This is a genomic window from Embleya sp. NPDC050154 (assembly GCF_044460165.1).
GTDB lineage: Bacteria > Actinomycetota > Actinomycetes > Streptomycetales > Streptomycetaceae > Embleya.
In genome coordinates this window covers 209,578-226,461 of record NZ_JBITJP010000008.1, presented here as the reverse complement: position 1 = coordinate 226,461, position 16,884 = coordinate 209,578, and the positions used below count along the sequence as shown (strand labels likewise).

The 16,884-nt window shown below is 68.7% G+C and carries 14 protein-coding genes; 9 read left to right on the top strand and 5 right to left on the bottom strand.

Annotated elements, in window-relative coordinates; genetic code table 11:
- The first annotated feature begins 22 nt into the window (after positions 1-22).
- Positions 23-1,306, top strand: coding sequence for an acyltransferase family protein (locus tag ACIBSV_RS19255; protein WP_395864459.1), 1,284 nt, complete (start codon positions 23-25; stop codon positions 1,304-1,306).
- Positions 1,307-1,339: 33 nt separating this feature from the next.
- Here the strand turns inward: ACIBSV_RS19255 and ACIBSV_RS19250 are convergent, their stop codons facing one another.
- The 3 genes from ACIBSV_RS19250 to rfbA all read right to left on the bottom strand — a co-directional run bounded on the left by ACIBSV_RS19250 (position 1,340) and on the right by rfbA (position 4,710).
- Positions 1,340-2,929 (bottom strand): hypothetical protein, encoded by a 1,590-nt coding sequence (locus ACIBSV_RS19250; RefSeq protein WP_395864457.1) that lies wholly within the window; start codon positions 2,927-2,929, stop codon positions 1,340-1,342.
- Positions 2,930-3,194: 265 nt separating this feature from the next.
- Positions 3,195-3,800, bottom strand: coding sequence for a dTDP-4-dehydrorhamnose 3,5-epimerase family protein (locus ACIBSV_RS19245; RefSeq protein ID WP_395864455.1), 606 nt, complete (start codon positions 3,798-3,800; stop codon positions 3,195-3,197).
- A 13-nt stretch (positions 3,801-3,813) separates the two neighbouring features.
- A complete protein-coding gene (gene rfbA / locus ACIBSV_RS19240; protein WP_395864453.1) occupies positions 3,814-4,710 on the bottom strand; it encodes a glucose-1-phosphate thymidylyltransferase RfbA in 897 nt (298 codons plus the stop codon).
- A 118-nt stretch (positions 4,711-4,828) separates the two neighbouring features.
- Between rfbA and rfbB the strand changes: the two genes are divergently transcribed.
- The 3 genes from rfbB to ACIBSV_RS19225 all read left to right on the top strand — a co-directional run bounded on the left by rfbB (position 4,829) and on the right by ACIBSV_RS19225 (position 7,776).
- On the top strand, positions 4,829-5,806 hold the full coding sequence (gene rfbB / locus ACIBSV_RS19235) for a dTDP-glucose 4,6-dehydratase (RefSeq protein ID WP_395864451.1): 978 nt from the start codon (positions 4,829-4,831) through the stop codon (positions 5,804-5,806).
- 65 nt (positions 5,807-5,871) lie between these two features.
- On the top strand, positions 5,872-6,774 hold the full coding sequence (locus ACIBSV_RS19230) for a glycosyltransferase family 2 protein (RefSeq protein WP_395864449.1): 903 nt from the start codon (positions 5,872-5,874) through the stop codon (positions 6,772-6,774).
- 39 nt (positions 6,775-6,813) lie between these two features.
- Entirely contained in the window at positions 6,814-7,776 is a 963-nt protein-coding gene (locus ACIBSV_RS19225) for an NAD-dependent epimerase/dehydratase family protein (RefSeq protein WP_395864447.1), read from the top strand.
- A gap of 118 nt (positions 7,777-7,894) precedes the next feature.
- Here ACIBSV_RS19225 and ACIBSV_RS19220 read toward each other — a convergent pair whose 3' ends face one another.
- Together ACIBSV_RS19220 and ACIBSV_RS19215 are read right to left on the bottom strand one after the other, a co-directional pair.
- Entirely contained in the window at positions 7,895-8,800 is a 906-nt protein-coding gene (locus ACIBSV_RS19220; RefSeq protein ID WP_395864445.1) for a glycosyltransferase family 2 protein, read from the bottom strand.
- 33 nt (positions 8,801-8,833) lie between these two features.
- On the bottom strand, positions 8,834-10,165 hold the full coding sequence (locus tag ACIBSV_RS19215) for a lipopolysaccharide biosynthesis protein (protein ID WP_395864443.1): 1,332 nt from the start codon (positions 10,163-10,165) through the stop codon (positions 8,834-8,836).
- Between the two features lie 328 nt (positions 10,166-10,493).
- On the opposite strand from ACIBSV_RS19215, the gene ACIBSV_RS19210 reads away from it, so the two are divergent.
- The 5 genes from ACIBSV_RS19210 (at position 10,494) to ACIBSV_RS19190 (ending at position 16,868) form a co-directional block, all read left to right on the top strand.
- A complete protein-coding gene (locus tag ACIBSV_RS19210; protein ID WP_395864442.1) occupies positions 10,494-11,180 on the top strand; it encodes a glycosyltransferase family 2 protein in 687 nt (228 codons plus the stop codon).
- A 4-nt stretch (positions 11,181-11,184) separates the two neighbouring features.
- The gene (locus ACIBSV_RS19205; RefSeq protein WP_395864440.1) at positions 11,185-11,616 is read left to right on the top strand and encodes a DUF2304 domain-containing protein; all 432 of its coding nucleotides are present in this window, start codon (positions 11,185-11,187) and stop codon (positions 11,614-11,616) included.
- Between the two features lie 226 nt (positions 11,617-11,842).
- Complete coding sequence (locus ACIBSV_RS19200; RefSeq protein ID WP_395864438.1) at positions 11,843-13,066, top strand: hypothetical protein; 1,224 nt, start codon at positions 11,843-11,845, stop codon at positions 13,064-13,066.
- 168 nt (positions 13,067-13,234) lie between these two features.
- Positions 13,235-15,265: a hypothetical protein gene (locus ACIBSV_RS19195; RefSeq protein ID WP_395864436.1), complete on the top strand. Its 2,031-nt coding sequence runs from the start codon at positions 13,235-13,237 to the stop codon at positions 15,263-15,265.
- A 1-nt stretch (position 15,266) separates the two neighbouring features.
- On the top strand, positions 15,267-16,868 hold the full coding sequence (locus ACIBSV_RS19190; protein WP_395864434.1) for a glycosyltransferase family 2 protein: 1,602 nt from the start codon (positions 15,267-15,269) through the stop codon (positions 16,866-16,868).
- The last annotated feature ends 16 nt before the right edge of the window (positions 16,869-16,884 follow it).

Here is a 16,884-nt window from a genome sequence, read left to right as displayed (position 1 = left end):
CATCGGGAAGGGCGTAAAGCGCGTGCGACGCGACTTCGGAGTGGGTCGGCAAGGAACGCTGGCCGAACGATTCTCCGGCCGGGACAACAGCATCGGATTGATCCGGCTCCTGCTGGCGACAGCGGTCGTGGTGGCGCACGCGCACATCCTGGGCGGCTTCGGCAAGCACGAGCCGGGCAACGGCTTCACCGGCATGCAGGTCGGCCTCGGCCGGATGTCCGTGTACGGCTTCTTCGTGCTGTCCGGCTTCCTGATCACCCGCAGCGGCATGCGCACCACGACCGGGCGCTACCTCTGGCACCGGATGCTGCGCATCCTGCCCGGTCTGTGGGTCTGCGTGCTGTTCACCGCGCTGGTGGCCGCGCCGATCATGTTCCGTCACCAGCAGGGTTCGCTGGACGGTTTCTGGCGCCATGGCGAAGGCCCGTTCGACTACATCCGCGCGAACTGGTGGACCGGTCTGCGGCAGTTGGACATCTCCAACATCCTGGCCACCGGGAAGAAGGAGGGGCACGCCTTCGACCCCGGCTTCGACGGCGCGCTGTGGTCGCTGAGCTACGAGATGACCTGCTACGTGATCGTCGCGGCGATGGCCTGGTCCGGCGTGCTGCGCGGATCCCGCCGGTTCGTGCTGCTGGTGACCACGCTGCTGTACGGCTGGATCGTGATGGACCTGGTGAACGCCCCCGGCTGGCGCGGTCCGCAGAACACCAACGGCACCGACATCCACGTGCCGATCCTGAGCGAGTTCATCGGCCCGCTGCACAGCCAGTACCTGATCTACCTGAGCTTCCTGTTCTGCGTCGGCATGCTCTTCCAGCTCTACCAGGAGCGCATCCCGGTCAACGACGTGCTCGGCGTGGTCTCGATCGTCGCGTTGTTCGCGAGCATGCGCTTCGGCGGCTTCTTCGTGATCGGCTTCCCGGCCTTCGCGTACGCGCTGATGTGGCTCGCGGTGCGCCTGCCCAAGCCCTTCCGGGTGGTCGGCCGCAAGCGCGACCTGTCGTACGGCATCTATATCTACGGCTTCGTCGTCGAGCAGTTCCTGGTCGTGCTCGGGTACAACCGACACGGCTTCATGGCCTACCTCGGCCTGTCGCTGGTCGGCACCTTCGTTCTGGCCGCCGCCTCGTGGTACCTGGTGGAGAAGCCCGCGATGCGGTTGAAGGACTGGACCCCGGGCCTGTTCCGGTCCCGGTTGCCGGAGCCCAAGCCCACCCAAGCCGACACGGCCACCCCGGACACGACGAAGGCGGCGCCGGGTTCCTCGACCTCGACGCCGCCCTCCGTATCGGTGAACCGCTAGGACCGCCCGGCCCTTGGGTCCCGCGGTCCCCGCTCAGCCGTTGTTCGCCCCCGGGGTGTTGCGGACCGGGAGCTTCCACGGCGGGGTGCCCAACCGCTGGCACTTTTGCTTGTTCGCGTAGCGCGGGCACTCGCCGCCGGCCTTCTGCAACTGGTGCGAGCGGTAGGTCAGCGAACCGATGCTCGAGTCGTCCACCGGCATGATGTCGTCGGCGACCGACGAGGCCGCGGTGCCGAACAGCAGGACCATCGCGGCCAGCGCGCCGATCGTGCTCGCCATCCCGGGAGTCGTGCGCCAGCGCGCGCCGACGTGCTTGGGCTCGGCGTCCGTGGCCGGGTCCGCGCGGTGCACGACGAACCGGTTCCACAGCGACTTCAGCCGTTGCGCGGACAGGTGGATCGCCACGCCCACCAGGAGCAGCATCACGTAGGCGAGCTCGATCGAGGTGCGCGGGTAGAGCTGCACCGCCTGGTCCTGGAACATGTGCGACGCGAACCAGAATCGCATCAGCCACGAGCTGGCCAGGCAGGCCACGAGTGCCAGCACCAGCGAGCGACGCATGCCGAGCGCGAGCGCGACCGCGAGACCCAGCAGCAGGATCAACATGAACACGCCGACGCCGCCGAGCTCGCCGGGCGGCGGCCACATGCCCACCTCGCCGGGCGAGTCGCCGCGCCACATCAGGAAGTACGCGGGGTCGACCTTGGTGTCGAAGTAGAAGTAGTCGTCCTTCTCGCCGCCGCCCTTGAGCAGCAGGTCCTTGATGTACAGGCCGCCGATGATCAGGAACGGGATGATCGTCGCGACCACGAAGACCATCGCCGCCTTGAAGCCGCGTTTCCACGGCAACACCAGCAGACAGGTCACCAGCACACCGGCCGCGGACCAGACGAACCAGCCCGAGTAGGCGATCACCATCACGCCCAGCATCACGCCGAAGGCCACACCGGTGGTCACCCGATCGCGTGTCGTCATCTGCGGTGATCGGCGCAGGACCTGGATGAACTTTGCGATGATCGGCACGAACACGACCAGCACGATCGTGGTGTAGGGCTTGACCGGCTCGTACAGCGGGATCGAGCTGGTCACGCCGATGGCCAGGGCCCACAGCGGCTGGAACCACAGGCGCCAGGCGAGGTAGGCGGCCGGTCCGATCAGCGCCATGATCAGGATTTGCAGGTCCTGGAGGGCGTACGAGGTGTTCCCGTGCCGGAACACCTTCGCCCACAGCGCGAGCAGTTCCGGGAACAGCGGCGGGTACACGCCCGAGGGAATCGACTCGCCCCGGTTGATCGCCCCCGCCCAGTTCGCGAGGGTGCCCACGTCACCGCCGACGCCGTTGATCGGCCACGGCGTGCCGCGCAGGCCGATCGTGGTGCCGCCCGCGACGAAGCCGGTGGCGAGTCCGGCCACGACGGCGCACGAGAGGCGCACGAACAGCGCCTGCAGGTCCGGACCGAACCGCCGGTAGGCGATCACCAGCGCCGCGATGACCAGCAGCGCGATCAGCGTCATCCGCAGTTGCAGCATGGCCAGACCGCTGACCTGGCCGATCCGGTTGATCGGGTTGACCCGGATGTTGCGAGCCCACACGGCGAACACCACCGCGGTGAGTACCGCCACAGCGCCTTCCGCACAGACCAACAGCGGGCGCCGCCACCAGGGCGCCGGCGACGAGGCCGCCGTCGTCGGCAGGGTCTTCGGTGGTGAGGACGTGGGAAGGTCGGGCGACGGGGCGCACTCCACCTGGTATCTCCTTCAATGGGGCCGGGCAAGGGCCTGCCGGTCGACCCGCGGGCGATCACGCGCGGATGGACCGGCAGGACAGGAATCGAGACGTTCACAACCCCGTCGCGGGTTGCGCGTACGGGGCGTCGACCGCGCCGGATCAGGCGCCGACGGAACCGAGCGAGTCGGTGAAGTCCTTGCAGATCGAGTACTGCGGGAGCAGCCCCGAGGAGGTCGCGTCGTCGAACGAAGGGGCCTCGGCGTCCCGGGCGGAGAGCACAGGCGCGTCGGTCTGCCAGTCGATCGCCAACCGGGGATCGAGCGGATGCACGGTGTGTTCCCGCTCGGGGGCGTAGGTGGCCGAGCACAGGTAGACCAGCGTCGCGTCCTCGGACTGCGCGCAGAATCCGTGCCCGATGCCCTCGGAGACGTAGAGCGCCTTGCGCTCGACATCGTCCAGCAACACGCTCTCCCAGCGACCGAACGTCGGGGACCCGACCCGCAGATCGACCACGACGTCGAGCAGGGCGCCGCGCACGCAGGTCAGGTATTTCGCCTGCCCGGGCGGGACGTCGGCGAAGTGCACGCCGCGGACCACGCCGCGAGCCGACACCGACATGTTGGCCTGAGCGAGATCCAGCGGGTGACCCACGACCTTCGCCAGGTGGTCGAACCGGTACCACTCCGTGAACATGCCACGCGGGTCGCCGTGCAGGCGCGGCGTGATCTCCCAGACCCCGTCGATGCTGAGCGGGCGGATATCCATGCGAGCTTCCTCGTCAACGCTTGTCGGGATTGGGGGACAGGCCCTCACCGTAGTCGAGCAGATCGAGCAGGTATTTGCCGTAGCCGCTCTTGAGCAGGGGGGTCGCGATCGCCCGTACCGCGTCCTCGTCGATGAAGCCCGCCCGCCAGGCGGCCTCCTCGATACAGCCGATCTTGAGCCCCTGGCGCTGCTCGATGACCCGGACGAACTCGGACGCCTGGACCATCGAGTCGAAGGTCCCGGTGTCCAGCCACGCCGTGCCGCGATCGAGCAGCGTCACGCTCAGTTCGTCCGCGCGCAGGTAGGCGTCGATGATCTCGGTGATCTCCAACTCGCCGCGTGCGCTGGGCTTGAGGTCGCGAGCGAACTCCACGACCCGGTTGTCGAAGAAATACAGCCCCGGGACCGCGTAACGGGACTTGGGCCGAGTGGGCTTCTCCTCGATGGACAGCGCCCGACCCTCGGCGTCGAACTCCACCACGCCGTAGGCACTCGGGTTCGCGACCGGGCAGGCGAAGACGCGTGCGCCCGTCAGATTCGTGTGGCCGCGCAACTGCCGTCCCAGACCGACACCGTGGAAGATGTTGTCGCCCAGGACGAGGGAGGCCGGTTCGTCGCCGATGAAGTCCGCGCCGAGTACGAAAGCCTGCGCGATTCCCTCGGGCCGCTCCTGCACGGCGTATTCGAGCCGCAGGCCCAGTCGCGACCCGTCCCCGAGCAGACGTCGGAACTGCGGCTGGTCGTGCGGGGTGGTGACGACCAGGATCTCGCGGATGCCGGACATGATCAAAGTGGACAGCGGATAGTAGATCATCGGCTTGTCGAAGACTGGCATGAGTTGCTTCGAGACAGCCTGGGTCAAAGGCCACAGACGGGAGCCGGTGCCACCCGCGAGAAGAATGCCGCGCATGGCGCACACCCTACGTGGTGCGGGTGAACACCAGGTTCGGTCGGATCACGAGTGGGTCCCGAACGACTCGCGGGGTCACCGGAAAGGCTTGGGGGGCTGCGTGTAGAATCCCCTCTCTATGCAGATCTTGGTTACAGGTGGGGCCGGCTTCATCGGCTCGGAGTTCGTTCGGGGTTTGTTGTCCCGTTCGAGCGTGTCCGACACGGTCACCGTTTTGGACAAGCTTTCCTACTCGGGCAACATCGCCAATCTGGCCGACGTCGCGGGACACCCGGGATACACCTTCGTCCAGGGCGACATTCGCGATGCGGACGTGGTCGATCAGATCGTGCCCGGTCACGACGTCGTGGTGCACTTCGCGGCCGAATCCCACGTCGACAGGTCGATCTCCGGTGCGATGGAGTTCGTGACCACCAACGTCGTGGGCACCCAGGTCCTCCTCGACGCCGCGCGCAAGCACCGGGTGAACCGCTTCGTCCACGTGTCCACCGACGAGGTGTACGGCTCGATCGCCGAGGGCTCGTGGACCGAGGGCTGGCCGCTGGCCCCCAACTCGCCGTACTCGGCGAGCAAGGCGGGCTCCGACCTGCTGGCCCTCGCGGCCTTCCGCACGCACGGCATGGACGTCGTGCTCACCCGCTGCTCCAACAACTACGGGCCGTACCAGTTCCCGGAGAAGATGATCCCGCTGTTCCTGACCAACCTGTTCGACGGACACTCGGTGCCGTTGTACGGGGACGGCGCGAACGTGCGGGACTGGCTGCACGTGTCGGACCACTGCGCGGGCATCGAGAAGGTCATGCGCCTCGGGCGTGCCGGCGAGACGTACCACATCGGCGGTGGCGTCGAGTTGACCAACAAGGAACTGACCGGCCTGCTTCTGGAAGCGTGCGGGGCGGACTGGGGGATGGTTCGCCGGGTCGAGGACCGCAAGGGGCACGACCTGCGCTACTCGTTGTCCATCCAAAAGATCCAGGACGAACTCGGTTACGCTCCGGCCATACCCTTCGACCGAGGTCTCGCGGACACCGTAGCCTGGTATAGGGCCAATCGACCCTGGTGGGAACCGTTGAAGGCCCGGGCATCCGGGGCCTGATCCGGCTCGATGGTGGACGCACCACCGCTCGCTCCGTCGCCCGATCACTTAGGTGTATGAATCCCATGACCACGTTCGACATCATGTTGCCGTACTACGGCCCCGTTTCGCTGATGCAGGCCGCCGTGCGGAGCGTCATGACGCAGTCCGATCGGGACTGGCGGCTCACCGTGGTCGACGACGGCCGCGAGGAGGGCGTCGCGGAGTGGTTCGAGGCGCTGGGCGACAAGCGCGTGCGGTACCAGCGCAACGAACGCAACCTCGGCGTCTCCGGCAACTACCGCAAGTGCATCGGTCTGGTCGAGTTCGACCGGGTGGTCCTGATGGGGACCGACGACATCATGCTGCCGAACTACCTCGAGTGCATGCGCGCGTCGCTCGCGGTGGCTCCGGACGTCGCGATGATCCAGCCGGGTGTCGAGGTCATCGACGGCCTCGGCCAGCCGCTGCGGACCCTGGTGGACGGGACCAAGCGGCGGATCTACGCACCCAAGGTGGACGGCCATCGGCTGATGGGCGGCCAGGAGTTGGCCACCGGGCTGGTGCGGGGCAACTGGTTGTACTTCCCGTCGATGTGCTGGCGTGCCGACGCGCTCAAGGCGGTGTCGTTCCGCGAGGATCTGCGGGTCACCCAGGACCTCGCGCTGGTCATGGAACTGCTGCTTCGCGGCGAGGAGTTGCTCGTCTCGAGCACGACCTGCTTCCAGTACCGCAGGCACGCGGCCAGCATCTCCTCGACCACGGCCGGCACCGGTGCCCGGTTCGCCGAGGAGCGCCGCTACTTCCTGGAACTGGCCAAAGTCGCCCAGGAGCACGGTTGGTCCCGCACGGCCAAGGCGGCCCGCTTCCACGTCGCGTCGCGGCTGCACGCGTTGACGCTGCTGCCGGGCGCCGTGCGTACGGGGCGCAAGGAGAGCGTGTCGAACATCGTCGCGCACGCGTTCGGTTCGGTGCGCCAGGCGCGATAACCCGCGTCTCGGCGGCCTCGACGGAAAGAGAATCGCACCATGGCTGAACCGACCGGCGCCGCCCCGCAGGCCGTGCCCGCGCGGGTCGCCGTCCTCGGCGGTAGCGGATTCATCGGTCGCCCCCTGTGCGCCGCCCTGACCGAACGCGGCCACGAGGTCGTCGCGATCGGTCGGCGCGAGCCGGCGACACCGCTCGCCGCGACCTTCGTGGCGTTGGACGTCCAGGAGGCCCGACCGCAGGTCGTCGCCGAGGTGTTGGGCGAGCATCGGATCACCCACGTGATCAACGCGGCGGGCGGCATGTGGGGGCTGAACGACGAGGAACTCGTCGGCGCGAACCTGACCCTGGTGGAGAACCTGATCGAGGCGATCGCGCTGCTGACCCCGGCCCCGCGGCTGGTGCAGTTCGGCACGGTGCACGAATACGGTCTGGTCCCGGTCGGCACGGTGCTCCGCGAGGACTCCCCGGCGCGGCCCGCGATGGCCTACGGCGAGCTGAAGTTGCGCTGCACCGAGCGGATCGGCGCGGCGGTCGAATCGCGCGGCCTGGACGCGATCGTGCTGCGGGTGGGCAACGTGGTGGGCGCCGGCCAACCCGGGCACAGCCTGCTCGGCGGTGTGGCCGCGAAGTTGTCGGCGGGCGCCGGGCTCGACGAGCCGGTGCGGCTGACCTTCGCCTCGCTGGGCGCGCGCCGGGACTTCGTCGACCTCGACGATGTCGTGGCCGCCACGGTCGCCGCCGCGGAGTCGAGCGCGCGCGGAGTGGTCAACGTCGGCGGTGGCGCCGGCGTGCCCGCCCGCGAGTTGGTCCGCCTGCTGATCGAGGCCAGTGGCGTGCCGGCCGAACTGGTCGAGGAATCGCCCGACCCCGGCCCGGACGAGCAGTGGCAGTGCATGTCCCTGGAGCACGCGAGCGAACTGCTGGGATGGCGGCCGCGACACTCGCTCGGCCACGCGATGGAACGCCTGTGGGCCCACCACGCCGGCGAGCGGGTGTCCTGACCCGCCGCCGCGACGCGGACCCCGCCGCCCGGCACGGACCGCGCCGGCGTCCGCACAGCACGAGCGCCGACAGCACGAGCCCCCGACGACGCGACCGCGTCGTCGGGGGCTCGTGCCGTCAGTGCGCGCGGGGGTTGCCGAACGCGTGCCGGGTCAGGTTGCGCACCCCGCCCTTGTCCCCGCGGCGAACCGCCTTGGGCACCAGGGTGAGCGCGTGCAGCCGCGAGCCGATGTGGTTGCGCGCGGCGGCTGCCGCGCGGTGCCAGCCCAGCGCCTCGAAGCGCTCGATCATGCCGGTGAAGTAGGTCCGCTCGGTGACGAACCGGCGACCACTGGTGGCCGCGGCGGACGAGTGACTGACCGCGTGCCGCCGGTAGCGGAAGCACACCGTGTCGTCGACCACCATGGTCGCGTGCATGCACAGCGCGTCGATCACCATGGCGAGGTCGTGCACCTCGTCCAGGTCGTCCGGGAAGCCGACCTTCTTGGCGATGTCGCTGCGCCAGGCCAGCGAGGGGAAGTACAGCCAGTTGCCCCGGATCAGTCCGACCGCGAGGTCCTCACCGCCGTAGAGCCGGCGGCCCTGCGCCTTGGGCGCGAACAGATGCCGCTTGACCTGGTCGACGAACGGCATCGCCGGGTTGCCGGCGGTGTCGATGACCTGCACGCCGGGCTGCACGATCTTCGCGTCCGGGAACTCCCGCAGGCAGTCCCGCACGGTGGCCAGGTAGTGCGGGAGCATCACGTCGTCCCCGCCCATGAAGACCAACAGCGGGTTCTCGACCAGCGAGAGGACCTTCTGGTAGTTCTTCGTCACACCCAACCGGTGGTCGTTGCGCCGATAGTCGATACGACTGTCCTCGAGGCTCGCGAACCACTCGGGTACACCGGGTTCGGAGCCGTCGTCGGTGACGATCAGGCGCCAGTTCTGGTCGGTCTGGGCGATGACGCTTCGGACGGCTTGCTGCATCATGCCCACGTCGCCGTAGTAGGGCATCGCGACGTCGATCGTTTCCAACACCATCTCCGGATCCGAGTTGAGTGAACGAGGTGCTTGTCAGGCCTGCACGACTGTGTCGGACGGCGTACCCCGCAACGCGTCGTCCCGTCGGGCATCGCTCACATGGTGCCCCACATCGCGCTTTCCCAGACTCCACAGCAGGAACGCCATCATCAGCGTGGTGACCAGAGAGCCGGTCAGGTAGGCCGCCTCGACCCGGAGCTGGATCGAACCCGGCGAGGCGGTCACCGCCACGAGCGCGGCGACGCCGACCACCCAGGACCACATCTGCTGCCGGTGGGCGCCCTGGGCCATCAGGGCCTGTCCCAGCACGAGTGCGAGCATGTAGCACAGGGTGCCCATGGAGAACCACGCGAAGTCCGCGGTGCCCAGGACCCTGGGCGCGCCGAACAGCGTCGGTACCAGCCACGGGCCTGCGACCGTGGCCACGAGCCCGCCACCCAGCCCCAGGACCGCGACGATTCCGCAACTGCGCAGCACCAGTTGGCGGAACGCGGCCCGATTCCCGGCCGCGTGCGCGCCGGCCAGCCCCGGGAGCAGCGAGGTCTGCAGCGAGCTGAAGACGAAGAGCGGCACCCGGGCCAGCACGATCGCCGACAGCAACGCGCTGACCAGCTCGACCTCGCCGGGTTCGAGCAGCTTGACGTTGATGACCGCGATGTTCACCACGATCTGGGACAACATCATCGAGACGATCAACAGGGCCAGGCCCTGGTACATCGCCTTCCACGGCACGGTGGTCCCCGGCAGCGCGTGCCGCAGCACCGGTCGCAGGGTGACCAGGACCGACAGGAGCGGGGCCGCGGTCAGGATCAGGCTGAACATCAGCGCCGACTGCACGTCGGCGACCCCGAGGGCGACGGCGAAGGCGATCCGCAGGCCGCCGTCGATCGCGAGCTGCGCGCCGTACTCGCGGAACAGGCCGAGTCCGGCGAGGATTCCGCGGGTGACCGCGGTCGCGGCGAGCCCGAGGAACGCGCCCGCCAGCGCGACGAGCATGCTGCGCTGTCCGGCGAACAGGCGATCGGAGATCGGCACGGCCCCGGCGGCGACCACCACGAGCACGGCCAGCAGGATTGCGCCGGCGAGGATCATTCCCCGCCGCAGCACGGGCGCGGCCCCTTCGCCCCCTATTTTCCGGGCGGCGACGATTCGGGTGATCTCCTGCTCGACAGGGGTATAAAATCCATATCCCACCGAGAATGCGATCGTCCACAAAACCGATACATTTGCCATGCCGTCGGAGGACAGCGTGTGGCCGGCGAGTGCGAGATGCACATATGAGGCGGCGCCCAGGACGACGACGCCGATGCCGACTCGGAGCGTGCCCGGGGGCAGGGCCCGGACGGCGCGTACTACGAGATTCACGGTGACCCGGCCGATGCGAAGTTGGGATGGATGGGGCGGCATGGGGGATCGGACCCACCCGCGTCGCCGCTCGACGGACCGCTCGGGCCCTCAGGACATGACCGTACAGGCGATCAAGGGCGACCTACCAGGCAGCCGATCGGTTAGGATCCTCTGAGGTGATGGGCCCATAGCTTCGCGAGTCTACTGGACATACGAGGCGACAGGTTCGACCGATGATCGACCGGAGGCCGCGCGGGCCGGGCCGAGTGCGCGTCGGTTCGTCCCTTCGGATTGTTGCTCGGAATAATCAGACGCGGTAGCGAAAACTCATCTCTTGGAGTGTCTGGTGCGGGACTACAGCGACGTATGGTTGGTGATTCCTGTCTTCAATGAAGATCAGGTCATCGCCCAAGTCGTCACGGATGCATCTCTAGTATTCCCGAACATTGTTTGCGTGGACGACGGCAGTTCGGACAACTCCGCCCGGGAGATCTTCGGAACCGTCGCCCATCTGGTGAAGCACCCGGTCAATCTCGGCCAGGGCGCCTCTTTGCAGACCGGAATGACCTACGCGCTCGCCCAACCCGGTGCCCGGTATTTCGTTACCTTCGACGCGGACGGGCAACACCGTGTCGAGGATGCCCAGGCCATGATCGAACGCCTGCGGGTGGGTGATGTCGACGTCGTGCTCGGATCCAGATTCCTGGAATCCACCACGGAGATCCCCAAGATAAAGCGAATCGTTCTGCGCACCGTCGCGGCGTTGAGTCTCACGTCGCGCAAACTCCGCTTGACGGACGCGCACAACGGACTGCGCGTCTTCAATCGAGAGGCTGCGGCGCGATTGCGCATCAGCATGAACGGAATGGCGCACGCGTCGGAGATCGTCGGTTTCCTGGCGCGCTCGGGTCTGCGTATCACGGAGATGCCCGTCTCCGTGATCTACACCGAGTACTCGAAAGCCAAGGGGCAATCGCTCATCAATGGCGTGAACATCCTCTTTGACATGTCGGTTCGGCAGCGGGGTAAATGATCGTATGTTGATCCAGGGAATTCTCCTCCTCGGTGCCGCGGGCCTGCTGGCCCTGTTCGTCATCCAGTGGGACCAGGTGCGTACCCGGGCCTGGAAGCGCATCGCGTTCCTGTTGTTCGTCGGTGTGAACGCCTACGCGGTGATTCGTCCCTCCGACACCACGTGGCTCGCGCACAAGGTGGGCGTCGGTCGTGGAACCGACTTGATCCTCTACGGCCTCGTAGTGGGTGTCGCCTTCATGGCGATGAACACCTTCATGCGGTTCCGGTCCCTGGAGAAGAAGATCACCGACCTGGCGCGCAGCGTGGCCATCCGCGAGGCGCAGTTGCTCAACGCGAACCGGCCGCCGGCGCCGGCTCGGGTCGAGCTCACGGAGGGTGCCGAGCCGCCGGAGGTCGCCGAGGTTCCGGCCTCCGAGCACATCTCGACCAGCTGATTCGATTCTCGGGCGGACGACCGGGCCGCGCCGCACGCACACGGAAGTGGACCCGAGTCCGAAGATGGTCGTATCGCGCAGGAATGTGTTTGTCGGTGGTTGCGCTCTCGCGCTCGGTGGCGCGGGTGCGATCGGGGCGGTCGAGTTGCTCGACCGGGGCGGGACCGCGAAGCCGCGGCCCGTCCGCCCGGCGCCCGCGGGCTCCGGCGCATCGAGGGTGCTCAACGTGGTCGCGCACCACGACGACGATCTGCTTTTCCTCAGTCCGGAGTTGCTGGACAACCTGGCGGCGGGCGCCGCGCTGCGCACGGTGTACTTCAACGCCTCGGACTACGCGGACTATCCGAAGTACATGAAGGATCGCGAGGCGGGTCTGCGCGACGCCTACGCGCAGACCGTGGGCGCCAAGCCCGGCGAGTGGAAGGCGCAGCCCTACGACATGGGCGGCGTGCGCGCGACGTTGTGGACGCTGGGGGATCGGGTGTCCATACTCGAGACCCGGATTCCGGACGGCTTCATGCGCACTCCGCTCGGCGCGAAACGCATGTGGGGTCTGTACGCCGACAACACCCGGATCGCCACCCGCCCCGGGGACGCCTTCCCGGCCCAGGAGTTCGACCGCGACGGCTTGGCCGCCTTTCTGCGCGGGGTGCGGGACGAGTTCAAGCCGGATCGGGTCAACACGCTGGATCCGACCTCCGACCTCCAGGGCGACCCGGATCCGGTGGGCGGATTCCACCAGGATCACGTGGCCGTGGCCCGCATGGTGATGTACGCCCTGGAGCAGGACGTTCCGGCGTCGCCCGTCGTATATCACCGCGACTACACGATCCAGCAGGAACCGCCGAATCTGAGCCCCGAACAGGCGGCGAAGAAAAAGCAGGCATTCGCCATCTACACCGAATACGACGCGGACGCCAAGCGCAGCAAGGTATACGGTCCGTGGCTGCACAAGTCCTATCTCGCGAACGCCGCGTGGCGCCGTGATCTCGTGCTCCCGATGCCGGTTCCCGATCGGGCCGCCCCGATCGCCGGGCATCCCTATCTGGGGCCGCGATATCGCATCCGCAATCGCGGCAACGGGCTGGAGTTGACCGTACGCCCGGAACCCGACGCCCCGTTGACCGCCGCGGCGGCCAAGGGCCACGAGGGCACCGTGTTCCGGCTGGCCGGTATCCGGTACGGCTGGGGGCTGCTCCCGGTCGCCGGCGACCGGATCGTGGCGATCCCCGGCGCCGCCACGACCGCCGATTGTGTGCCCCGGTTGGCCGCGCGGGCCCTGGACCCGGCGCAGGCGCTGCGCGTGCGCGGCGATGTCGCCGGCGGATTCGGCCTGCTGTTCGCGCATTCCGGTATGGCGCTCACCGGAGCCCGCGCACCGGGCGGAGATGTATTTCAGGCACCGCCCGGCGGCGGGGACGCCCAAAAATGGGACTTCATCAAGGTCTGAATTCGGCTCGTTTATGCCATGCGATATCCTTGCCCGGCCCAGGACGTGTGTTTCACCCGGACCGAACGAGGATTCGTGACCGTCTCAGACAGCGCGCGGACGACCGCTCCACCGATGGGTTCGGTCGCCTCGCCGGGCCCGCCTCGACCCCGTGGATCCGGAAGGCTGGTGCGAGGAGTGCTGATCCTGCTCGCCGCCCTGGCGCTGTCCTGGCTGGTGCCGATCGCGGCCTACGCGGCCCACGTCGCGGTCGTGTTGCCGGTGCTCTTCGTCGGCCTCGTGGCGTCGCTGCTGCGCTCGGGGCGGACCGTGACGGACCGGCTGGTCATCGCGTTCGCCCTGGTCACAGGCGCGACCTGCCTGGCCGGGCTGGTGTTCTCGGTGTGGCCGTGGGGCCTGCACCCGGTGCCGGTGGCCGGAGTCGGCTTCAGTGCCGTGTCGATCGTGGCGGTGGTCGCCGGCCGCCGTCCGGCGCTGCCGCGGATCCTGGCCCCGGGCGATGTGGTGACCGCGGCGCTGACCGCGGTGGTCACCTTCGGGACCCTTTATCCCTACCTCGGTCGCGGCCTGGTCGGCCGGTTGTCCCTGGTCGCGGTGGCCGAGGACCTCGGCCGGCATTTCGCGCTCTACGACACGATCAGGACCGCCGGTGGTTACACGTTCCTGAATCGCTCGGAAACGCGAACCGGACTGACGAATGAACTTTTCGGTTATCCGCAGGGCAGCCACTTCGGGATGAGTCTGTTCGACAACTTCCTGCGTTCGAGCACCACCGCGGGTTCCGGCACGACCGCGTTGAACCATTTCGTCTACTTCTACGCGGCCACATTCGTCTTCCTCGTCTTCGCGGTTTTGTGGTCGATGCGCTGGATCGCCGGACCCGCGTTGTCGACGTGGCGCTATGTCGTGGTCGGCGGCGCCGCCGCCGCGTACCTGTACTTCGGCGACGGCATGTCGATGTTCCTGCGCGGGTTCCCCAGCGAGTTCGTCGGGCTCGGCCTGCTCGCGCTGATGGTCGCGGTCACCACCCGACCGCTTCCCCGGCTGCGCGAGCAGATGTGCGTGCTGGCCGCGCTGACCACCGGATTGTCCTTTACCTACTACCTGTTCCTGCCGCTGGCCGGCGTGCTGCTCCTGGTCTGGGTGGTGGGCAACCGCAAGCGACTGTGGGTGCAGCCGCTGTGGACCGTCGGCGCGGTCGTGGTCACCGCGGTCGGCGCGCTGTACCTGCCGATCCTCAACAGCGAGTCGGTGAAGTCGGATTCGTTGAACGCGGGCGGCGGGATCAGCCCCACCATCCGGCACCTGATCGTGGTCCTGGTCTTCGTGACCGCGCTGGGTCTGGCCTCCCGGTCCGCGTGGCGCCACCCGGTCCGGCGGATGGCGATCCTGTGGCTGGGCGGCGCGACCGGGATCGTCGCGCTGATGTACCTCTACCAGAGCCGCATCCTGGGCGAGACCTCCTACTACTACGAGAAGTTGCTGCACCAGTTGATCGTGGTCGGCCTGGTCTGCCTGGGTGGTACCTGGTTCGTGGCGCCGAGATGGCGGCCCGGCCACTTCGCCGCCCGCTCGCGGGTCGCCGAGCCGTTCACCCGTCCGCTGACCGCGAGCGCGCTGGCGCTGTGCGTGGTGGTCTCCATCGGCTACAACGCGAACCCCGACCGCGAGGTCTGGCGCAAGCCGCCGAAGGATCTCAGCTGGGGTGTGGGCTACTTCGAGAAGAAGATGGACCAGCCCAGGCTTGCCCAGTTGATCCTGGCCGTGATGAAGGCCCAGCCCAAGCCCCAGGGCCACGCGACGATAGTGCAGATGAAGAACGACTGGCAGGCCAACTACTACGGGACGCTGTGGGTCGACGTGCTCTCGCGCAACCTCGGCACCGCGTGGCAGACCAAGCCCACCTACGGCAACCAGGAGACCCCGGAGCAACTCACCCAGCGCATCGCGGTCAAGTTCCCCAAGCTGCCGATGCGAGTGGTCACCGACGACCCGGTGACCCTGGCGACCCTGCAGACGTTGCGGCGGGACCGCCCCGACCTGCGGCTGGAAGTACTGTTCAGCAACCCCACCCGGTGCACCTACGACTTCAAGGCCCAGCCGATGCTCAAGCCCGGCGAGCGTCTCGCGTCGGTGCCGCGGATCCCGTTCCCCGCCAACGGCTGCAAGAGCCCGCAAGACGCGCCCGACAGGAAGTGACATGAGCGAGCCCCTCGACCTCCGGGTCTGCGTCGTCGTCATCGTGTACAACGACGCGGACCGACTCGCCGAAGCGGTGCGCTCGGCCCTGACGCAGGGCGAGGTGGTGGGTGAGCTGGTGATCGTGGACGACGCCTCGACCGACGCCACGCCCGAGGTGTGCGCGCGGCTCGCGGCCGAGGATCCGCGGGTGCGGATCGTGCGCCGGGCGGACAACAGCGGTGGATGCGGCTCCCCGCGCAACGACGGGGTGCGCGCCGCGCGCGCCGCCCGGATCGTGTTCCTGGACAGCGACGACGTGCTGCCGCCCGGCGCGGTGGCGGTGCTCTCGGCCGCCGCGGACGCGCACGACGCCGAGGTCGTGGCCGGGCTGTGCGTACGCCGGGAACTGCCCAGGGTGCGCGATGTGCCCTGGCAGCCGCAGTTGTTCACGACCGCGGCCGTGCACGCCGACCCGGAGCTGCGACCCGAGACGGTGTGGGACACCCTCTCGGTCAACAAGCTCTACGACCGGGCGTTCCTGCTCGAGCACGACATCCGCTTTCCCGACGGCGCCGCGCACTACGAGGACTTCGTGTTCACGGCGCGCCTGTACGCGGCCGGGCCCCGCCTGGCGGTGGTGCCGGACCACGTGTACACGTGGCACGTACGCCGCGACGGCGGCGACCCCTCGATCTCGCTGCGCCGGGACCGGGTGGCCAACTGGCTCGACCGGCTCGACGCGCACCGACAGGTCGTGGACATCTTCACCGAGGCCGGCCGCACCGCGCTGCGGGCGGCGGCGCTGACCAAGTTCCTCGAGCACGACCTGCGGCTGTACCTGCGGGACCTGGGCGCGCGCACCGCCGAGTACCGGGAGGAGTGGTGGCGCGCCTGCCGGGCGCACCTCGCCTCCTTCGAACCCGAGGCGTTCGCGCGGGCGTTCCCCACCGCTCGGTGGGCCGCGGCCGTGATCGCCGCACACGAGACGCCCGCGGGCGTCGCGCGGCTCGCCGAACTGGCGGCCGAGCCGCCGCGCCTGATCGGTCCGTACCCGGAGCACGCGGGCACGCCGGTGTGGGACGAGACCGGGCCGAAGGTGGTCCTGGACGGGCTCGCGGAGATCGCGCCCGCCGACCTGCCCGCGGTCGTGGAGGCGAACGTGCGCGGCACGGTCGGCAACACGCTGGACGTCACGGTGCACGACCTGTACGGCCGGCTCGCGGCGGCCGGCCCGGTCCGGCTCGACCTGGAACTGCGCGATCGACACGGCATCGAGGTCCGGGCCGTGGGCGTGCGCGAGGGGCTGCTGCGCGGTCTCGCGGACGCGTCCGGCTGGTCCACGACCGTCACCGTCGAGGGAACCGTGCTGGCCGGCGCGGAGCCCTTCACGGTGTGGGACGTGTGGGCCCGGGTGCACCTGGCCGAGGGCCCGCCGCTGGTCACCAAGGTTCGGGCCGGGACGGGACTGGGCCGCCGGTTGCGCCCGGACCTGCGGCACGGAGTCGCGTTCGTGCAGTTCTACCGGACCGCGAGCCGCTCGCTGGCGATTCGCCACGCGGGCGGTGGGGTCGGTGTGCGCGAGGTGTTGGGCGCCCGGCTCCGCCGCCGCCGGGCGTCATGACCCGACCGACCCGATC